We start from the raw sequence: 16,841 nt of genomic DNA on the forward strand, positions 1-16,841 counted from the left end.
CATCGTGCTGAGCATCCGAAACCTCTCCAAGACGTTCTCTTCGGCCGGTGAGCCGGTCCATGTGCTGCGCGGCGTCGATCTCGACCTCAAGGCCGGCGAACGCGTCGCGCTGACCGGCGAGTCCGGCAGCGGCAAGAGCACGCTGTTGCACCTGATTGCAGGGCTCGATGCTGCCGATAGCGGCACGATCCGACTGGAAGATACCGAGGTCACCAAATTGTCCGATGCGGGACGCGCCGGCCTGCGGCGGGACCGGATCGGCCTGGTGTTTCAACAGTACAATTTGATCCCGAGTCTGTCGGTCGGAGACAATCTGGTGTTTCAGGCGCGGATCGCCGGCCGGTACGACGCAGCTTGGTATAAAGAGCTGATCGAACGTCTCGGGCTTGGCGGCCTGCTCAAGCGTTATCCAGAACAATTATCGGGCGGACAGCAGCAACGGGTCGCGATTGGCCGGGCGCTGGCGACAAAGCCGTCGTTGCTGTTGGCGGACGAGCCGACCGGCAATCTCGACGAGGCCACCGCCGAGGACGTGCTGGCCCTGACGCGCGACCTCGTCACGCGCACCGGCTGCGGCTTTCTGATGGTGACGCACAGCCTGCATCTGGCCGCGACACTCGATCGCCACGTCAATCTGCATGCCGGGCGGATCGCATGAGGCGCGCGCTCTGGGTCCTCGCCGTGCTGCTCAGCCATTGGCGGCGCCACAAGATGCAGTTCGCGACGCTCCTGATCGGGCTGATAGCGGCGACTGCGCTGTGGAGCGGCGTGCAGGCGATCAACCAGCAGGCCCGCAACGCCTATGACCGCGCCGCGGCAACCTTCGGCGGCGCGCGCACGCCGATGCTGGTCGCGCCTGATGCCGCGACCTTTCCGCAGGAATTGTTCGTCAAGCTCCGCCGCGCCGGCTGGCCGGTCTCGCCGATGCTGGAAGGACGGGTCCAGGTCAACGGGCGTTCGGTCCGGCTGCTCGGCATCGAGCCGGTGACGCTGCCGGTCGATGTCGGCAATGCACCTCGGCTCGGCGCCGCCGATCTAAGCAGCTTCGTCGCGCCGCCGGGCCAGACGCTGGTGGCGAAGGAAACGCTGAGCGATTTGCAGGAGCAGGAGGGCGCGGCACCAGCGATCAGCAACGGCGCAAAACTGCCGCCGCTGCGGGCGCTGCCGCAGCTCGTGCCCGACGTGCTCGTGGTCGATATCGGCGTGGCGCAGCGGCTGCTGAACAAGCCGGACCAGACCTCGCGGCTTTTGATCGGCAAGCCCAAGGGCAAGCCCGCGCCCTTAGCGAGCGTCGTCGGCGACCGCTTGCAGCGGGTTGAGCCGGATGCGGAGACTGAGCTGGAGCGCCTCACCGACAGCTTTCATCTCAACCTCACTGCGTTCGGCCTGCTGTCGTTCTTCGTCGGTCTTTTCATCGTCAATTCAGCCGTCGGCCTGGCCTTCGAGCAGCGGCTGCCGATGCTGCGTACGCTGCGGGCCTGCGGTGCCTCGGCGCGACTGGTCAACACCGTGCTGGTTGTCGAGCTCGTGGCGCTGTCGCTGATCGCAGGCCTGATCGGGCTTGCCTGCGGCTATTTCATTGCGGCCGCGCTCTTGCCCGACGTCGCAGCATCCCTGCGTGGACTCTATGGCGCGCAGATCCCGGGGCAGCTCAGCTTGCGTCCCGAATGGTGGCTCGCCGGGATCGGCATCAGCATTGCCGGTGCGCTTGTTGCCGCGGCGACCAGCCTGATCAAGGCTGTCAGGATGCCGGTGCTGGCGACCGCGCAGCCGCGCGCCTGGCAACAGAGGCAGCGCCGTTGGCTGATTCTGCAAAGCGTAGCTGCCGGCGCCGTGTTCGCGCTCGCGCTGTTGCTGCTCCAGTACGGACAATCGCTGATCGCGGGCTTTGGCGTGCTGGCAGCGCTGATGCTCGGCGCCGCGTTGATCCTGCCGGCCTTCCTCGACATCATCCTGCAAACCGGGCAGCGTTTCGCGCGGAGGCCGCTCGCGCTGTGGTTCTGGGCGGACAGCCGGCAGCAGCTCTCGGGTTTGTCGCTGGCGCTGATGGCGCTGCTGCTCGCGCTCGCCGTCAATGTCGGGGTGTCCACCATGGTGGAAACGTTCAGCCGCACCTTCATCGGCTGGCTCAACGGGCGGCTCGCAGCCGACGTCTACATCAGCGCCTCCGACAACGCCAAAGGCGTCGCGATCCGCAACTGGCTGAAGGAGCGCAGCGACGTCCAGGCGATCCTGTCGGGCGGACGCGCCGAGGCGCAGGTGCAGGGCCAGCCGGTCGAGCTGCTCGGCCTGCCCGATCATGCGCTGTATCGCGAGCGCTGGCCGCTGCTGGAAGCCGCGCCCCGTGCCTGGACCCGGCTCGTGCCCGGTAATGCCGCGTTCATCAGCGAGCAGCTGAGCCGCCGCCTCAACGTCCGCGTCGGCGACGTCGTTGACGTCCCGGCGCCGGGCGGCACCTGGGAGCTCGACATCGTCGGCATCTATGCCGACTACGGCAACCCCAAGGGCCAGCTTGCGGTGAATGTCGCGGCGCTGATCCGGCAATTTCCGCAGACGCCGCAGACACGCATCGGTCTCATCGTCGCGAAGGAGAATATCCCCGGCCTGATCACGGCGTTGCAGAAGCAGTTTGCGCTCGACGAGCGCAGCGTCGCCGACCAGGCGACGGTCAAGGCGGAATCGATCCGGATCTTCAACCGCACCTTTGCGGTGACGTCGGCGCTGAACGCGTTCACGCTCGGCGTCGCCGGGATCGCGCTTCTGACCAGCCTTCTCACACTGGCGAACTCGCGCCTGCCGCAACTCGCACCGCTCTGGGCGATCGGCATCACGCGGCCACGCCTTGCCGCGATCGAGCTGACCAAGACGCTGTCGGTCGCGCTGTTCACGTCGCTCCTGGCCGTGCCGCTCGGCCTGCTGGTGGCGTGGTGCCTGATCGCGATCGTCAACGTGAAGGCCTTTGGCTGGCGGCTGCCGTTCCATGTGTTTCCGCTGCAACTGGTCGAGCTGGTCGCAGTCGCGCTGTTCGCCTCGTTGCTTGCCGCCCTGCTGCCGATGATCCGACTGGCCCGGATGCAGCCGGCGAGCCTCGTCAAGGTGTTTGCCAATGAGCGCTAACGGGATATCGCGGCGCACCTTCGCCGGCGGCATCGCCGCGCTCGCGGCAGTCCGCCGCGCAGGCGCGCAAGGCTATGCCGGGCTCGGCGCGACGGCCGACGGCTTTGCCAAGGTCACGCCGGGAAAGACGTTCGCCTTTCCGGGCGATCACGGGCCGCATCCTGAGTTTCGCATCGAGTGGTGGTATCTCACGGCGAATCTCATTGATGCCAGCGGCGCGGCGTGCGGCCTGCAATGGACGCTGTTTCGCCAGGCGACGCAGCCGGGGCCGCAGAGCGAAGGCTGGGCCAATCAGCAGGTGTGGATGGCGCATGCGGCGGTGACGCGCGCCGACACCCACCGCTTCAATGAGCTGTTTTCCCGCGGCGGTGTGGGGCAGGCCGGCGTCACCGTGAAACCGTTCTCGGCCTGGATCGACGATTGGGCGATGAACGGATCCGAGCGCACCGAAGATCGCACTTTGGCGCCGCTGACGCTGACGGCCGCGGGCGCCGACTTCAGTTATGCGCTAACGTTGGAGGCCGATCGTCCGGTGGTGCTGCAAGGCGATCGCGGCTACAGCCGCAAGTCGGAGCGCGGACAGGCCTCCTACTATTACAGCCAGCCGTTCTATCGCGCCCGCGGCACGCTCACCATCGACGACAGGCCGGTCGATGTTTCCGGCCAGGCCTGGATGGACCGCGAATGGAGCAGCCAGCCGCTCGACACCGACCAGACCGGCTGGGACTGGCTGTCGCTGCATCTGGCGTCCGGCGACAAGCTGATGCTGTACCGGCTGCGGCAGAAGGACGGCCAAAATCATCCGTTCGGCAACTTGATCTCCGCCGCCGGCGACACGCACATGATTGCGGGCGACGACATCCAGATGACTCCGAAGGCGACCGCCGAGATCGCGGGACACAAGCTGCCGGTGGAATGGCAGATCGCGATCCCCTCGCGGTCGTTCTCGATCCAGTGCAAGCCGCTCAATCCAAAGGCGTGGATGGGGACCGGTTTTTCCTATTGGGAGGGGCCGATCAGCTTTGCCGGCACGCATGACGGCGTTGGCTATCTCGAGCTGACCGGGTATTGAAGAAGCGCGACCTGTCTAGATCCTCGTTTTGACGCGTTTTTCTTTACGCGGACCGGGTGTCGACTTCGCTCGAAAACGCTTTAAGGAAACCAACGATGTATCGTCTCACCGCCCTCGTCACGCTGCTGGCGATCGCATTTTATTTCTTCACCTGCATCAATGTCTCGCGGGCGCGGACCAAGACGGGTGTTAAGGTGCCGGCCACGTCAGGCCATCCGGATTTCGAGCGCGCGTTTCGCATTCAGATGAACACGCTGGAATGGATGCCGATCGTCCTGCCGGCGCTGTGGCTGTTCGCGATCTATATCGGCGACGCCATCGCGGCCGGCATCGGCGCGGTGTGGATCATCGGCCGCATTGTCTATTTCATCGGCTATTCGAAGGCTGCCGCTAAACGCGGCCCGGGCTTCATGATCCAGGGCGTCGCGGCGATTGCGCTGTGGGCGGGGGCGTTGGGCGCGGTGGTGCTGCGGCTGGTGTGAGGGGCGGGCAACCGCCACACCCTCAGAGTCGTCCCGGCGAAGGCCGGGACCCATAACCACGGGATGTGGTTTGACGATGACTCGGAGTTACCAGTTCGCGCCCACAACTTCTCCCTGGGGTTATGGGTCCCGGCTTTCGCCGGGACGACATAGGAGTTATTGGCGCGGTCCTGGCCCTACTTCGTCAGCGGACAGCCGCTCTCCTTGGCCGTGAAGAACGCCTTCTCGCCGGGAACGACCGCGAGCTGCTTGTAATAGTCCCAGGGCTTCTTCGATTCCGAGGGCTTCTTCACTTCGAACAGATACATGTCGTGGACCATGCGGCCGTTCTCGAGCACCTTGCCGCCTTGCGCGAAGTCGTCGTCGACCGGCAACTCCTTCAGCTTCTTGGCGACCGCATCCGGATCCTTGGTGCCAGCGGCCTTGACCGCCTTGAGATAGCTCAGCGTCGCCGAATAGGTGCCGGCCTGGATCATGTTCGGCATCCGGCCGGTGCGCTTGAGAAAGCGTTCACCGAGATTGCGGGTGCGGTCGTTGATGTCCCAGTAATAGCCCTCGGTCAGCACCAGGCCTTGCGCGGCCTGCAAGCCGAGACCGTTCACTTCGGCGAGCGTCATCAAGAGGCCCGCGAGCTTCTGGCCACCGGAGACGATGCCGAACTCGGACGCCTGCTTGATCGAGTTGGTGGTGTCGAGGCCGGCATTGGCAAGGCCGACGATCTTCGCCTTCGAGCTCTGCGCCTGGAGCAGGAAGGAGGAGAAGTCCGAGGAGTTGAGCGGCACGCGCACCGAACCGAGCACCTTGCCGCCATTGGCGGTGACGATCTCGCTGGTGTCCTTCTCCAGCGCGTAGCCGAAGGCATAGTCCGCAGTGAGGAAGAACCAGCTGTCGCCGCCGGCCTTGGTCAGCGAGCCGCCGGTGCCGACGCCGAGCGCGCGGGTGTCATAGGCCCAGTGGAAACCATAGGGCTGGCAGGCATCGCCGGTGAGGCGCGAGGTCGCAGCGCCAACCACGATGTCGATCTTCTTCTTTTCCTTGGAGAGCTCGTGGATCGCGAGCGCGACTGATGAGGTCGTCAGCTCCGTGATCATGTCGACGTTCTCGACATCGTACCAGCGCCGCGCGATGGAGGTCGCGAGATCCGGCTTGTTCTGGTGGTCGGCGGTGACGAGTTCCACCTTCTGGCCCAGCACCTCGCCGCCGAAATCCTCGATCGCCATCCTGGCGGCCTCGACCGACCATTTGCCGCCGTAATCGGCGTAGACGCCGGACTGGTCGTTGAGGATGCCGATCTTGACGCCTTGCGCAGAGGCCGGCGCGGCCGCCAGCAAGGCCGAAATTGCGACAGCGGCCAAAAGTGCTGATTTCATAGGTTGCTCCCAGCAGTTTTCTGTTTTGAAATCGCGCGGATACTAGTGAAGAACCCCGGCGGTGCCCATCCATTTCGGCCTAGGCCGTTAGTAGGAAAGATCGGCGTCCAACCCAATGCTGTCATCCCGGCGAAGGCCGGGACCCATACCGCGGAATCCATCGGTTGCATTCGGCAGGAGCACCGAACGACGAGTCTTCGCCAAACCACGTTCGGTGGTTATGGGTCCCGGCCTTCGCCGGGACGACAGCGTGAATATTGGAGCCTCGGTTGCTGCCACTGATACTTATGGAGCCACCGCCTTCGGCTTCCCCTCGTTCTTCCCCTCGGCCAGGTTCCTCACCACCACGTAGAAGATCGGCGTGAACAACAGCCCGAACAAAGTGACGCCGATCATGCCGAAGAACACGGCGACGCCGACCGCTTGCCGCATCTCCGAGCCAGAGCCGGACGAGATCACCAGCGGCAGCACGCCGAGGATGAAGGCAAAGGACGTCATCAGGATCGGCCGCAGGCGCAGGCGGCAGGCGTCGATCACGGCCTCCAGCCGCGGCTTGCCTTCCTTCTCGATGTCGCGGGCGAACTCGACGATCAGGATCGCGTTCTTCGCCGCCAATCCCACCAGCACGACGAAACCGATCTGGGTGAGGATGTTGACGTCCTGCCCCATGATGCGCACGCCGATGGTGGCGGCTAACAGGCACATCGGCACGATCAGGATCACCGCGAACGGCAGGGTCCAGCTGCCATATTGCGCAGCGAGCACCAGATAGACGAACAGCACGCAGATCGGGAACACGTAGAGACCCGCATTGCCGCCCGTGATCTGCTGGTACGACAGGTCGGTCCATTCGAAGGTGAAGCCGCTCGGCAGGGTATCGTCGGCGAGCTTCTTGATGGTGTTGAGCGCGGTGGTCGAGCTGGTGCCCGGCGCCGGCTCGCCCTGCAGTTCGGACGCCGCATAGAGATTGTAGCGCGCGACGCGGTCGGGGCCCGAGACGTCCCTGAACTCGACCACGCTGCCCAGCATCACCATGTCGCCGGAGGCGTTCCGCGTGCGCAGGCGCGACAGGTCGCTCGGCTCTTTCCGGAACGGGAAGTCCGCCTGTGCGGTGACGTGATAGGTGCGACCGAACAGGTTGAAGTCGTTGACATAGGTCGATCCGAAATAGGTCTGGATCGTGTCGTTGATGCCGGCGATGGGAACGCCGAGCTTCTGCGCCTTGGTGCGGTCGATGTCGACGAAGAGCTGCGGCGTATTGGCCGAGAACGGAGAGAACACGGAGGGAGCGAGCAGCGAGGGCGATTTGCGCGCCGCGGCGACAAGCTCGTCAGTAGCTGCGGCGAGCATCTCCGGCCCACGGCCCTGGCGGTCCTGGATGCGGATGGTGAAGCCGCCACCGGTGCCGATGCCGGGCACGGCCGGCGGCGGAATCACGATGATGAAGGCACCCTGAATCGCGGCCAGGCGTTTGCGCAGCTCGACCGTGATGGCGTTCGCAGACAATCCCTTCTTGATCCGCGCCTCGGGCTCGTCGAACACCGGGAAGAGCGCCGCCGCGTTGCCGGCCTGCGTCCGCGTCGCGCCGGAGAAGCCGGCGAAAGCGGCGACGCGGATGATACCCGGCGTATCCAGCGCGATCCGCTCGATCTCGCGCACGACCTCGGTGGTGCGTGCCAGCGAAGCGGCGCCCGGCAATTGCACGGAGATGATGACGTAGCCGCGGTCCTGCGCCGGAATGAAGCCTTGCGACGTGGTGGCGATCAGCCAGCCGGCGCTGCCGATCAGCACGACGTAGATCAGGATCATCACCGCCGAATGCCGGATCACGAAATTGGCGAGGCCGGCATAGCCATGCGCGAGACGGTCGAACACGCGGTTAAAGACGCCCGTGAAAGCACTCCAGCCGCGGGCGAGGATATTCCAGCGCGCCGGCGGCCGCTTCTCCTCGTGCGGGACGAGGAGAAGCGAGGCCAGCGCCGGCGATAGCGTCAACGAGCAGAAGCAGGAGATTGCGGTCGCGACCGCAATGGTGACGGCGAATTGCTGAAAGAATTGCCCGGATATGCCGCCCAGAAACGCGGTCGGGACGAACACCGCGCACAGCACCAGCGCAATCGACATCAGTGCGCCGCCGACCTCCTCCATGGTCTTCAGCGCGGCGTCGCGCCGGCTCATGCCATGCTCGAGATGCCGCTCGACATTCTCGACCACCACGATGGCGTCGTCGACCACGATGCCGACGGCGAGAACGAGCCCGAACAGCGTGAGATTGTTGATGGAGAAGCCGAGCGCCGCCATCACCGCGAAGGTGCCGACCAGCGACACCGGGATCGCGATGATCGGAATGATCGCGGGTCGCCACCCTTGCAGGAACACCAGAACCACGATGACCACGAGCAACATGGCCTCGTAGATGGTCTTGATCAGCTCATGGACGGACTGCGCGATGAACTCGGTCGGGTTGTAGCCGATATTGAAGTCGAGGCCTTTCGGAAAGGTCTCCTTCAGCTTCGTCATCGTGTCCGAAATGTTCTTCGCGGTCGCGAGTGCGTTCGATCCCGGCCGCTGCGTCACCAGCATGGCGACCGCCGATTTGCGCAGCAGGAAGCTGTTGGTGGAGTAGGCGAGAGCACCGAGCTCGATGCGGGCGACGTCGCGCAGGCGCACCGTGCGGCCGTCGGAGCCGGCCTTGATCAGGATGTCCTCGAACTGCTTCTGGTCTTTCAATCGCCCGGTAAAGGTGAGGTTCGGCTGGAAAGCGCGATCCGCGATCGGCGGCTCGGCGATCTGGCCGCCCGCGATCTGCACGTTCTGCGCACGGATCGCGGCGAGCACTTCGGCCGAGGTCAAGCCGAGATTGGCGATTCTATCCGGATCGAGCCATAGCCGCATCGAATAATCGCGTGCGCCGAAGATCTGGATGTCGCCGACGCCGTCGATCCGGAGCAGCTGGTCGCGGACCTGGAGCAGCGCGTAGTTGGAGATGTAGAGCTGGTCGAAAGTGTCGTCCGGCGACAGCATGAACACGACCATCAAAATGTCGGGCGAGTTCTTGCGTGTGGTGACGCCGTTGCGCTGAACCTCTTCAGGCAAACGCGGCTGCGCGATCGCGACGCGGTTCTGCACCAGCACCTGGGCCTTGTCGAGATCGGTGCCAAGCTTGAAAGTGACGGTGATGGTGAGCTGGCCGTTCGAGGTCGCCTGGCTGTAGAGATACAGCATGTCCTCGACGCCGTTGATCTCCTGCTCGATGGGAGCTGCAACCGTGTCGGACACGGTCTGCGCGGAGGCGCCAGGATATTGCGTGGTGACGACGACGGTCGGCGGCACCACTTGCGGATATTCGGAGACCGGCAGCGTGGTGTACGCGAGCGCGCCGACGATCAGCAGCACGATCGACAGCACCATCGCGAGAATGGGCTGGTTGATGGAGAGACGGCCAAGATTCATGACTTGTCACCGGGCTTGCCACCGGCCGGCGCTGGCGCCGTCTGCGGAGCGACTTTGGCGCCGACACGGGCGCGCTGGATGCCGTTGACGATGACGCGATCGTCAGCCTTCAGCCCTTCGCGGATCACGCGCAAGCCGTCATCGAGCGGCCCTAGCGTCACGGGACGCGCCTCGACAGTGTCGTCCGGCTTCACCACGAACACGATCTTGCGCGACTGGTCGGTCGCAACCGCGACGTCGGGAATCAGCAGCGCCTCATATGGCGCGCTGCCGATCAGGCGGACGCGACCGAACTGACCCGGCAGGATCGACAGATCGGTGTTCTTGATCACGGCGCGGCTGCGCAGCGTGCCGGTGGAGACATCGAGGCGGTTGTCGAGGAAATTGATGCTGCCTTCACGGGATGGTTTCGTCTCGCCGGCGAGCGTCACCTGCACCGGGTTCGCCGTATCGCGCGAGCTCGGGCGGCGGCCTTCGAACCACAGCTTGCTGTATTTGATGAAGGTCGCCTCATCCATGTCGAAATAGATATAGATCGGGTCGAGCGTCACGATCGAGGTGAGCAGCGTCGATGTTCCGGTATCGCTGCCCTGCACGAGATTGCCAGGGCTGACGAGATGGCGGCTGACGCGGCCGGTCAGCGGCGCCGTCACATGCGTGAATTCGATATTGAGCTTGGCGACTTTGAGCGCACCCTCGGCCTGTGTTTCGGCAGCGTGCGCGGCCTGCAAGGCCTGACGGCGCTGATCGACAACCTGCTCGGAGACGGCGCTGGTCTGCACCAGGCTCAAACCGCGATCGAGCTCCCGCTTTGCAAGCTCCACCTTGGCACGCGCATCGGAAAGCTGCCCCTCCGCCTGCGTGGCCACCGCCTCGAACGGACGTGGGTCGATGACATAGAGCAGATCGCCCTGACGAACGATGGCGCCATCCTGGAATTCGACAGAGTTGACAAACCCGCCGACGCGCGGGCGGACCTGCACCTCCTCCATGGCCTCGAAGCGGCCGGTGAACTCGTCCCAATCGGTGACGGTGCGCTTGACCGGCTGGGCGACGGTCACCGGCGCGGGCGGCGGGGCGGCCGCTTGCGGGGTCGGCTGTCCACAGCCCGCAAGACCGAATGCCGCGGCGAGAAGCCCCGCGATCACGCGAGGTCGAGGCGAAACGAAATCGTGCCTTTTGACAAACTGCTCGCTTCCGTCCGGTCCAGTCATCCCAGGTCCTCGCATAAAAACCGCGGAAATAGCAGGGTACGCCTGTACCCGCGGGCGCCACAAGATGGGTCGCAATGGTGAACTCTTCAAGACCAAAGCGCGCGCAAGGCTCGGCGAGATGCCCTAGCCGGATGATGGGTTGACAGGTTCTTCTTCGCCTCTCCCCGCTTGCGGCGAGAGCTATTGCATCTGACAGAAAAACTTGGGGCATTAACGCTTCCACAGCGTCATGGCCGGGCTTGACCCGGCCATCCACGTCTTGCCCCGTGGCGCAAAGAACGTGGACGCCCGGGCCTTCGCCTCGCAGAAGCGGCTTCGGCCGCGCAGGCGGTACAAGCCGGGCATGACGACCTCTCGGCCAGCGTCTTCGCGCATGACGAATGCCGCCAGCGCGGTTAGACTACCCCCCACAAAAATAAGTCGAATTGTCCGGGGAGGACAGGCGTGCACCAGGGACGTGTCTTTTACGGCGCGATCGAGGAAGTCGTGTTCGGCCATCCCGCGGCCGAAGCCGTGGTCGCGCAGATGGACCGGCTGGGGACGCGCCGCGCCTTCCTGATGGTCTCGGGGACGCTCAACCGCCAGACCGACGAAATCACGAAGATCAAACAGGCCCTGGGCACAAATTGCGCGGGCGTCTTCGATGCCATGCCGGCGCACACCCCGCGGGAGGCGGTGATCGCCGCCACCAATGCGGCGCGCGGCGCGGGCGCCGACCTGATCGTCACCGTGGGCGGCGGCTCGATCACCGACGGGGCCAAGGCGGTGCAGCTCTGCCTCGCCAACGGCATCGACGATGTCGACGGCATCGAGCGTATCCGCGTGCACAAGGGCGTCGCGCCCGAGATGAATGCGCCGACCGTGCGTCAGATCAGCATCCCGACCACGATCGCCGGCGGTGAGTTCAGCTCGATCGCAGGCGTCACCGACCGCACCGCCCATGTGAAACAGATGCTGCGGCATCCGCTCAGCGTTCCGCGCGCGACCATCCTCGATCCTGCCATCACCGTGCACACGCCGGAATGGCTGTTCCTCTCGACCGGCATCCGCGCCATCGATCATTGCGTCGAGGCGATCTGCTCGCGCGAGACGCATCCCTATGCCGACGCGCAGTCGGTGAAGGGCCTCGCGATGCTCGCCGACGCGCTGCCGCGGGTGAAGGCTGACCCTGCTGACCTCGACGCGCGCATGGATGCGCAGATCGGCACCTGGCTGTCGATGGGCGCCCTCGCCGCCGGCGTGCCGATGGGGGCGAGCCACGGCATCGGCTACGTGCTGGGTGCAGCCTTCGACGTGCCGCATGGCTACACCTCCTGCATCATGCTGCCGGCCGTGATGCGCTGGAATGCGCCCGACAATGCCGAGCGCCAGATGATCGTCGCGGCCGCGATGGGCTTTCCCGGTCACAAGGCGGCCGATGTGCTGGACGCCTTCATCCGCTCGCTCGGCGTGCCGCGCAGCCTCGCCGATGTACGCGTCTCGCCGGAGCATTTCGACGCCATCGCGGACGCTGCGATGCGCACGAACTGGATTCCGCGCAACCCGCGCAAGATCGACGGCCCCGCTCAGGTGCGCGAAATCCTGCTTCTTGCCGCATGATCTAAAGCCGGAGGACCGATGTACCCAGGTCAGCATGCCCGCCTGCGCCCGCTCCAGCCCGCCTTCATCATGGCGGCGACTGGCGAGGCCGTCACCTATCGCGAGCTCGATGCGCGCAGCAATCGGCTGGCGCATTTGTTCCGCAAACACGGCTTGAAGCGGCTCGACCATTATTCGATCTTCATGGAGAACAATTCGCGCTACCTCGAAGCCTGCGGCGCGGGCGAGCGCTCCGGCCTCTACTACACTTGCATCAACTCGTTCCTGACGCCGGGCGAGCTCGCTTATCTCCTGGTCAACAGCCAGTCGAAAATCCTGATCACGTCGGTTGCGAAGCTTGAGATCGCGCGCGAGGCGATCAAGGTCTGCCCCGACATCAAACTGTGCATCGTCGCCGACGGCCCGGGCGAGAGCGAGCGCATCGTCGGCCTCACCGAGGTGACCGCCAATCTGCCGAAGACGCCGATCCCGGACGAATGGCTCGGCACCGCCATGCTGTATTCATCGGGCACGACGGGACGGCCAAAAGGGATTCTGCGACCCCTTCCGGAGGAGCCGCCAAAGCACAATCTGCCGTTGTTCGATTTCCTGACCAAGCTTTGGCGATACCGCGAGGGCATGATCTACCTCTCGCCGGCGCCGCTCTATCACTCCGCGCCGCAGGCCGCCGTGAACCTCACGATCCGGATGGGCGGCACCGTCATCATCATGGAAACGTTCGATCCCGAGCGTTACCTCCAGCTCGTGCAGCAATGGGGCATTACTCATACCCAGTTGGTGCCGACGATGTTCTCGCGCATGCTCAAGCTGCCGGAGGAGGTGCGCACGCGCTATGACCTGTCGTCGCTCGAAATCGCGGTCCACGCCGCCGCCCCCTGCCCGGCCCTGGTGAAGGACGACATGATCAAATGGTGGGGACCGATCATCCACGAATATTACGGCGCGACCGAAGGCCTTGGCTTCACCGCCTGCGACAGCGCGGAATGGCTCGCCCATCGCGGCACCGTCGGCAAGGTGCTGCTCGGCGAGCTCCATATTCTCGACGAGACCATGAAACCATGCCCCACCGGCACGCCAGGACAGGTCTGGTTCAAGACGGCCTCGCCTTTTGAATATTTCAACGACCCGGAGAAGACCAAGGAGGCGCGATCGGCCGACGGCAGCATGAGCACGGTCGGCGACGTCGGCTATGTCGACGAGGACCGCTTCCTTCATCTAACAGACCGCGCGACCTTCATGATCATCTCCGGCGGAGTGAACATCTATCCGCAGGAGTGCGAGAATTTATTGATCACCCATCCAAAGGTTGCGGACGCCGCGGTGTTCGGCGTGCCCAATCCCGACCTCGGCGAAGAGGTGAAGGCGGTGGTGCAGCCGATGCCCGGCATCGTGCCGGGCGAGGCGCTCGCCGCAGAGCTGATCGCGTTCTGCGGGGCGTCGCTGTCGCGGCAGAAGGTGCCGCGCTCGGTCGATTTCGAAAAGGAGTTGCCGCGGCTGCCGACGGGGAAGCTGTACAAGCGGCTGCTGCGGGACCGCTATTGGGGGAACAAGGCGTCCATGATCGTGTGAGGGGCTTGGCCGACGCGCGCCACACACTTGGTGTCGTCCCGGCCTAGTGCGCAATTGCGCACGGGGGCCGGGACCCATAACCACAGCGAGTGGTTTGGCGAAGATTCGTCGTTTGGTACTCCTGATGACTGTATCGATAGATCACGCGTTATGGGTCCCGGCCCCCGTGCGCAATTGCGCACTAGGCCGGGACGATGGTGGAGTTAGTGGCCAGAGATTGGGCTCCCTCACTTTGTGAGAGAAAACCCCTGCGGCCGTCCGTCATCCGAATTGCCAAGAGAGTAGCAGACCTTGCCGGTTGCCTCACCGCGCGCGCGTCGCTATCGTCCCCTCAAACAGGCCGCAAAAGGCCTAAAAGACAAGATGTCCAGGGAGGACGAGGATGCGGAGCGTACGAGCGCTCGCCGCGACGGCGGCGCTATCTTTGCTTGCGTTTTCGACCATTGCACTCGCCGGCGAGCCCAAGCAGGGCGGCATTTTGCGGATGTACCACCGCGACAGTCCCGGCAACGCCTCGATCCACGAAGGCGCGACCTACTCGCTCAACGTTCCCTTCATGCCGGTGTTCAACAACCTCGTCATCTACAAGCAGGACGTGGCGCAGAACAGCATGGACACCATCGTGCCCGAGCTCGCCGAGAGCTGGGCCTGGGTCAACGACAACAAGACACTGACCTTCAAATTGCGCCAGGGCGTGAAGTGGCACGACGGCAAGCCGTTCACCTCGGCGGACGTCAAATGCACCTTCGACATGCTGATGGGCAAGTCGCAGCAGAAGTTCCGGCAGAACCCGCGCAAGAGCTGGTACGAACAGGTCAACGATGTCTCCACCAACGGCGATCTCGAGGTCTCCTTCAACCTGAAGCGGCCGCAGCCTTCGCTAATTGCACTGCTCGCCTCGGGCTACACGCCGGTCTATCCCTGCCACGTCTCACCCGGCGACATGCGCACGCACCCGATCGGCACTGGCCCGTTCAAGTTCGTCGAGTTCAAGGCCAATGAATCGATCAAGCTGACTCGCAATCCCGATTATTGGCGCAAGGGGCGGCCCTATCTCGACGGCATCGAGTTCACCATCATCCCGAACCGCTCGACCGCCATTCTCGCCTTCGTCGCCGGCAAGTTCGACATGGCCTTCCCGACCGAAGTGAGCATCCCGCTTCTCAAGGACGTCAAATCGCAGGCGCCGAACGCGGTCTGCGTGGTCGAACCCAACAATGTCGCGACCAACATCATCGTCAATTCGTCTGCGCCGCCGTTCGACAATATCGACATCCGCCGCGCCATGGCGCTGTCGCTCGACCGCAAGGCCTTCATCTCGATCATGTTCGAGGGCCAGGGCGACGTCGGCGGGACCATGCTGCCGCCGCCGAATGGGCTGTGGGGCATGCCGAAGGAGATGCTCGAGACCATTCCGGGCTACGGCCCCGACATCAACGCCAACCGCGAGGACGCAAAAAAGCTGATGCAGAAGGCCGGTTACGGACCGGACAAGCATCTCGCGGTCAAGGTCTCGACCCGCAACATCCCGGTCTATCGCGATCCCGCGGTGATCCTGATCGACCAGCTCAAGAGTATTTATATCGACGGGGAGCTCGACGTGGTCGAGACCGCAAACTGGTTCCCGAAGATCGCGCGCAAGGACTACATGCTCGGGCTCAATTTGACCGGCAATGCCGTCGACGATCCCGACCAGTCCTTCTACGAGAATTATTCCTGCGGCTCCGAGCGCAACTACACCAATTACTGCAACAAGGAGATCGAAAAGCTGTTCGATGTGCAGTCCCAAGAGACCGACATCAACAAGCGCAAGAAGCTGGTGTGGGACATCGACAAGAAGTTGCAGGAGGACGTCGCCCGCCCGATCATCTTCCACGCACGGACCGGCAGTTGCTGGCAACCTTACGTCAAGGGCGTGACGGTGATGTCCAACAGCTCCTACAATGGCTATCGTTACGAGGATGTCTGGATGGACAAGTAGCGCGGGCGACTGACGGGTTCGACGGGAGGCGATGCATGTTTGCCTATCTGGTGCGGCGCCTGTTGCTGATGCTCGTGACCCTGTTCGGGATCTCGATCGTCATCTTCTTCCTGCTGCGCATCGTCCCCGGCAACATCGTCGACATTCTGTTTGCCGCGGCCGGCTATATCGATCCCGCCGACAAGGCCAATTTGGAAAAAGAGCTCGGCATCGACCAGCCGCTGGTGGTGCAATATTGGCACTGGATCAGCGGCTTCCTGCGCGGCGATTTCGGCTACTCCTACGTCTCCGAAAAGCCGGCGCTCCAGGAGATCCTGCCACGGATTCCGATCACCGCACGGCTCGCCGGGCTGGCGCTGTTGTTCTCGGCGTCCATCGGCATTCCTCTGGGCGTGATCAGCGCAGTGAAGCAGGGAACGAGGCTCGACTACGCGTTACGTGTGGTGAGCCTCAGCGGATTGTCGCTGCCATCGTTCTGGCTGGGCCTGCTTATCCTCACCGCCTCGGTCGCGATGTTCAACCAGATGCCGATCTTCAACCCGAATCCGGCGACCTGGCTGGAAGCCTTCGCGACCTATGCCGTGCCCGCCGCCGCCGTCGGCTTCCGCAGCGCGGCGCTGACCATGCGCATCACGCGGTCCTCGATGCTGGAGGTCCTGCGGCAGGACTATATCCGCACCGCGCGTGCCAAGGGCGCATCGGATGCCGCCGTGAACTATCAGCATGCGCTGAAGAATGCGATTCTGCCCGTCATCACCGTGATCGGCATCGAGGCGGCGTTCCTGATCGGCGGCCTCATCGTGACAGAGACGGTGTTCAACATCCCCGGCGTCGCGCGCTTCCTGGTCGAGGCGATTCGCTGGCGCGATTATCCGATCGTGCAGAACCTGGTGATGCTGATTGCCATCGTCGTGGTAAGCGCGAACTTCATCGTCGACATGCTGTACGCCGTGTTCGACCCGCGCATCAGGTACACGGATTAGG

The 16,841-nt window shown here is 64.1% G+C and carries 11 protein-coding genes; 8 read left to right on the forward strand and 3 right to left on the reverse strand.

The features are described from left to right. Window positions 1–4: 4 nt before the first annotated feature. The 4 genes from IVB45_RS35540 to IVB45_RS35555 all read left to right on the forward strand — a co-directional run bounded on the left by IVB45_RS35540 (window position 5) and on the right by IVB45_RS35555 (window position 4,671). Window positions 5–658, forward strand: a complete 654-nt coding sequence (locus IVB45_RS35540; RefSeq protein ID WP_007598028.1) for an ABC transporter ATP-binding protein — start codon at window positions 5–7, stop codon at window positions 656–658. After that, on the forward strand, window positions 655–3,117 hold the full coding sequence (locus tag IVB45_RS35545; protein WP_247357562.1) for an FtsX-like permease family protein: 2,463 nt from the start codon (window positions 655–657) through the stop codon (window positions 3,115–3,117). Before IVB45_RS35540 ends, IVB45_RS35545 begins: the two co-directional genes overlap by 4 nt. Beyond that, on the forward strand, window positions 3,107–4,189 hold the full coding sequence (locus IVB45_RS35550; protein ID WP_247357561.1) for a lipocalin-like domain-containing protein: 1,083 nt from the start codon (window positions 3,107–3,109) through the stop codon (window positions 4,187–4,189). Before IVB45_RS35545 ends, IVB45_RS35550 begins: the two co-directional genes overlap by 11 nt. 95 nt (window positions 4,190–4,284) lie before the next feature. Then, window positions 4,285–4,671, forward strand: coding sequence for an MAPEG family protein (locus IVB45_RS35555; RefSeq protein WP_106941367.1), 387 nt, complete (start codon window positions 4,285–4,287; stop codon window positions 4,669–4,671). Between the two features lie 176 nt (window positions 4,672–4,847). Here the strand turns inward: IVB45_RS35555 and IVB45_RS35560 are convergent, their stop codons facing one another. The 3 genes from IVB45_RS35560 to IVB45_RS35570 all read right to left on the reverse strand — a co-directional run bounded on the left by IVB45_RS35560 (window position 4,848) and on the right by IVB45_RS35570 (window position 10,708). Then, window positions 4,848–6,041 carry an ABC transporter substrate-binding protein gene (locus IVB45_RS35560; protein WP_247357560.1) on the reverse strand — a complete coding sequence of 398 codons (1,194 nt, stop codon included), beginning with the start codon at window positions 6,039–6,041 and terminating at the stop codon, window positions 4,848–4,850. A gap of 285 nt (window positions 6,042–6,326) precedes the next feature. Continuing rightward, window positions 6,327–9,494 (reverse strand): multidrug efflux RND transporter permease subunit, encoded by a 3,168-nt coding sequence (locus IVB45_RS35565; protein ID WP_247357559.1) that lies wholly within the window; start codon window positions 9,492–9,494, stop codon window positions 6,327–6,329. Then, window positions 9,491–10,708 (reverse strand): efflux RND transporter periplasmic adaptor subunit, encoded by a 1,218-nt coding sequence (locus IVB45_RS35570; protein ID WP_027565971.1) that lies wholly within the window; start codon window positions 10,706–10,708, stop codon window positions 9,491–9,493. The genes IVB45_RS35565 and IVB45_RS35570 overlap by 4 nt, the downstream gene beginning before the upstream one ends. A gap of 444 nt (window positions 10,709–11,152) precedes the next feature. On the opposite strand from IVB45_RS35570, the gene IVB45_RS35575 reads away from it, so the two are divergent. The 4 genes from IVB45_RS35575 to IVB45_RS35590 all read left to right on the forward strand — a co-directional run bounded on the left by IVB45_RS35575 (window position 11,153) and on the right by IVB45_RS35590 (window position 16,840). Beyond that, entirely contained in the window at window positions 11,153–12,307 is a 1,155-nt protein-coding gene (locus IVB45_RS35575) for an iron-containing alcohol dehydrogenase (protein ID WP_247357558.1), read from the forward strand. A gap of 18 nt (window positions 12,308–12,325) precedes the next feature. After that, on the forward strand, window positions 12,326–13,876 hold the full coding sequence (locus IVB45_RS35580; RefSeq protein WP_247357557.1) for an AMP-binding protein: 1,551 nt from the start codon (window positions 12,326–12,328) through the stop codon (window positions 13,874–13,876). 382 nt (window positions 13,877–14,258) lie between these two features. Then, window positions 14,259–15,857, forward strand: coding sequence for an ABC transporter substrate-binding protein (locus IVB45_RS35585; protein ID WP_247357556.1), 1,599 nt, complete (start codon window positions 14,259–14,261; stop codon window positions 15,855–15,857). Window positions 15,858–15,892: 35 nt separating this feature from the next. Beyond that, entirely contained in the window at window positions 15,893–16,840 is a 948-nt protein-coding gene (locus tag IVB45_RS35590; RefSeq protein WP_247357555.1) for an ABC transporter permease, read from the forward strand. The last annotated feature ends 1 nt before the right edge of the window (window position 16,841 follow it).

Origin of the sequence: Bradyrhizobium sp. 4, assembly GCF_023100905.1 — a bacterium.
Taxonomy (GTDB): domain Bacteria; phylum Pseudomonadota; class Alphaproteobacteria; order Rhizobiales; family Xanthobacteraceae; genus Bradyrhizobium.

Bases quoted from the DNA above. Each gene is read 5' to 3' on its own strand.
- IVB45_RS35545 (WP_247357562.1), top strand. From the start codon at position 655: ATGAGGCGCGCGCTCTGGGTCCTCGCCGTGCTGCTCAGCCATTGGCGG.
- IVB45_RS35550 (WP_247357561.1), top strand. From the start codon at position 3,107: ATGAGCGCTAACGGGATATCGCGGCGCACCTTCGCCGGCGGCATCGCC.
- IVB45_RS35555 (WP_106941367.1), top strand. From the start codon at position 4,285: ATGTATCGTCTCACCGCCCTCGTCACGCTGCTGGCGATCGCATTTTAT.
- IVB45_RS35560 (WP_247357560.1), bottom strand. From the start codon at position 6,041: ATGAAATCAGCACTTTTGGCCGCTGTCGCAATTTCGGCCTTGCTGGCG.
- IVB45_RS35565 (WP_247357559.1), bottom strand. From the start codon at position 9,494: ATGAATCTTGGCCGTCTCTCCATCAACCAGCCCATTCTCGCGATGGTG.
- IVB45_RS35570 (WP_027565971.1), bottom strand. From the start codon at position 10,708: ATGACTGGACCGGACGGAAGCGAGCAGTTTGTCAAAAGGCACGATTTC.
- IVB45_RS35580 (WP_247357557.1), top strand. From the start codon at position 12,326: ATGTACCCAGGTCAGCATGCCCGCCTGCGCCCGCTCCAGCCCGCCTTC.
- IVB45_RS35585 (WP_247357556.1), top strand. From the start codon at position 14,259: ATGCGGAGCGTACGAGCGCTCGCCGCGACGGCGGCGCTATCTTTGCTT.
- IVB45_RS35590 (WP_247357555.1), top strand. From the start codon at position 15,893: ATGTTTGCCTATCTGGTGCGGCGCCTGTTGCTGATGCTCGTGACCCTG.